The sequence below is a fragment of the Sphingomonas sp. genome (assembly GCF_035758555.1).
Classification (GTDB): Bacteria; Pseudomonadota; Alphaproteobacteria; order Sphingomonadales; family Sphingomonadaceae; genus Sphingomonas_B.
In genome coordinates, this window is record NZ_DASTXI010000058.1 from 1 (window position 1) to 2,249 (window position 2,249).

The 2,249-nt window shown below is 65.1% G+C and carries 3 protein-coding genes; 1 reads left to right on the forward strand and 2 read right to left on the reverse strand.

What is annotated here, in order from left to right; translation table 11 throughout:
- The coding region (clpX, locus tag VFT73_RS03245; RefSeq protein WP_326408714.1) for an ATP-dependent Clp protease ATP-binding subunit ClpX at positions 1-747 on the reverse strand (747 nt) is incomplete at its 3' end.
- Positions 748-1,084: 337 nt separating this feature from the next.
- Here clpX and VFT73_RS03250 point away from each other — a divergent pair.
- On the forward strand, positions 1,085-1,405 hold the full coding sequence (locus VFT73_RS03250; RefSeq protein WP_326408715.1) for a hypothetical protein: 321 nt from the start codon (positions 1,085-1,087) through the stop codon (positions 1,403-1,405).
- A gap of 9 nt (positions 1,406-1,414) precedes the next feature.
- Here the strand turns inward: VFT73_RS03250 and VFT73_RS03255 are convergent, their stop codons facing one another.
- Positions 1,415-2,161, reverse strand: coding sequence for an alpha/beta hydrolase (locus VFT73_RS03255; RefSeq protein WP_326408716.1), 747 nt, complete (start codon positions 2,159-2,161; stop codon positions 1,415-1,417).
- Positions 2,162-2,249 lie beyond the last annotated feature (88 nt).

The window sequence follows — 2,249 nt, forward strand, 5'->3', positions numbered from 1 at the left end:
GCCGCCGCAGATGAAGAGGATGTTGGTCGTGTCGACCTGCAGGAATTCCTGCTGCGGATGCTTGCGGCCCCCCTGCGGCGGGACGGAAGCGGTGGTGCCCTCCATCAGCTTGAGGAGCGCCTGCTGGACGCCCTCGCCCGAGACGTCGCGCGTGATCGAGGGATTGTCCGACTTGCGGCTGATCTTGTCGATTTCGTCGATGTAGACGATGCCGCGCTGCGCCTTCTCGACATTGCAGTCGGAGGCCTGGAGCAGCTTGAGGATGATGTTCTCGACATCCTCACCGACGTAGCCCGCCTCGGTCAGGGTCGTCGCATCGGCCATGGTGAAGGGCACGTCGAGGATCCGCGCGAGCGTCTGCGCGAGCAGGGTCTTGCCGCAGCCGGTCGGGCCGATCAGCAGGATGTTCGACTTGGCGAGCTCGACGTCGTTGCCGGCCTTCGCTCCGTGCGACAGCCGCTTGTAATGATTGTGCACCGCGACCGAGAGCACGCGCTTGGCGCGGTCCTGGCCGATCACATAATCATCGAGGACCTTGCAGATCTCGGACGGAGTCGGAACGCCGTCCCTCGTTTTCACGAGGGCGGACTTGGACTCCTCGCGGATGATATCATTGCACAGCTCGACGCATTCATCGCAGATGAAGACGGTCGGTCCGGCGATGAGCTTGCGAACCTCATGCTGCGATTTGCCGCAGAACGAGCAGTAGAGGGTGCTCTTGCTGTCGCCGCCTGAAAGCTTGGTCATTCCCGTCCTTGCGTTGCGACCGCTGGCGGCCGTCCTCTGGTGGGCATGCTAGCCCGCTTTATGCCACAATCAACTCTGCGGGTTCGTTAATGGTTGCCGCCCGCCCGATAGCTGTTTGATTTCAGGAATATGGATGGAGCGGGTGTGACAGGCAAGGGGTTGGCTGTCGCAGTTTGATACGCTTCGGCGCATCGCGCGGCGGCTCGTCGCGGCACGGCGAACGCCCCTCAATTCAGGTTTGAACGAGCAACGGCAGCTTTCCCGGCAGCGTTTCGGAGCCGGAGCGTTTCTTCCGGGTTCCTCGGCATCCACAGCCAAGAGGGAAGCTCAAATGAATATGCGCGCAATTCTTCTGACGGCCACCGTCGTCCTGGTCCCGGCAATGGCTGCAGCGCAGCCCGCTACCCCACCGGCCGATCAAAGCACGACCCAGACGCAGGACACCACCATGCCGCCAGGCGCCTCGGCGAACGCACCCGCGGCAACGGCAAAGGCCGATCCGACCTGCGCCAAGCCGGCAGCGTCCGGCAAGGCGAAGCCTTCGGCCGACACGCGCCCGGACAGCGTCAAGTCCGTGACCAGGGACACCGGAGAGATGGGCACGACGAAGGCGAAGAAGTCGGACAAGGAGATCGCCTGCGCGGATCAGCCGCAGTAAGGGGCTTCTCTAGCGGGCCGTGACGGCGGTCAGCGCGTCGCGCATCGCCTCCTGGAAATCGGAGCGGGCGTAAATGTCGTTGTGGCCTGCGCCCGCGATCGTCCGATCGAAGACGAGCTCCGGGACAATCCGCCTCAGAGCGCCGGTTCGATCGGCAGGGACGACTTGGTCGCGCTCGGCCGCGATGATCGCCACCGGAAGCTTGAGCCGCTCGAGGGCTGAGGCGGCGTCGATCTCGTGCTCGAAGAACGGGCCGATCGGCAGCCACGGGTACATCGACTGGGCGACCGCCTTCAGCGAATCGAAAGGCGTGACGAGGATCAGGCCGTCCAGCTTGCGCGCCGCTGCGAGCTGCGCGGCGACGCCGCTGCCGATGCTGAACCCGACCGCGATGATCCGGCCCGGCTTCAGCCGCTCGACCGCAAGATCATAGATGAGCGGCGCATCGGCGATCAGCGCCTGGGCCGAGGGGTTCCCCGTCGACGGCGCGTAGCCGCGGTAATGGAAGGCGACGACCTCCTCGTCTGAAAAGACCTCATGCAGATATTCGGCGACGTCCTGCGCATTCCACGCGTTTCCGCCGAAACCCAGCAGAAGGGTCGATTTCTCGCGGGGCTTGTCGGCCGGGATGCGGATTCCAGCGAGCTCGTGCCCGTCCGCAGTGGTCAGCGTCAGCCGCTCGGCTCCCGCCGGCCAGGGACCAGCCCGCGGCACCGCGTGCGTCGGAAAGATCAGCTGCGACTGGAATTCGAACATGGTGCCGCGGCGCGCGCGAGCGCTACTGCGCGATCGCCGCCTCGATCGCCGGAGTGACGCGGTCGACCGTGTAGGGCTTTTCGATCAC

What these genes read in the sequence shown, in the direction of transcription:
- VFT73_RS03250 (WP_326408715.1), top strand. Translation starts at nt 1,085, where the DNA reads ATGCGCGCAATTCTTCTGACGGCCACCGTCGTCCTGGTCCCGGCAATG.
- VFT73_RS03255 (WP_326408716.1), bottom strand. Translation starts at nt 2,161, where the DNA reads ATGTTCGAATTCCAGTCGCAGCTGATCTTTCCGACGCACGCGGTGCCG.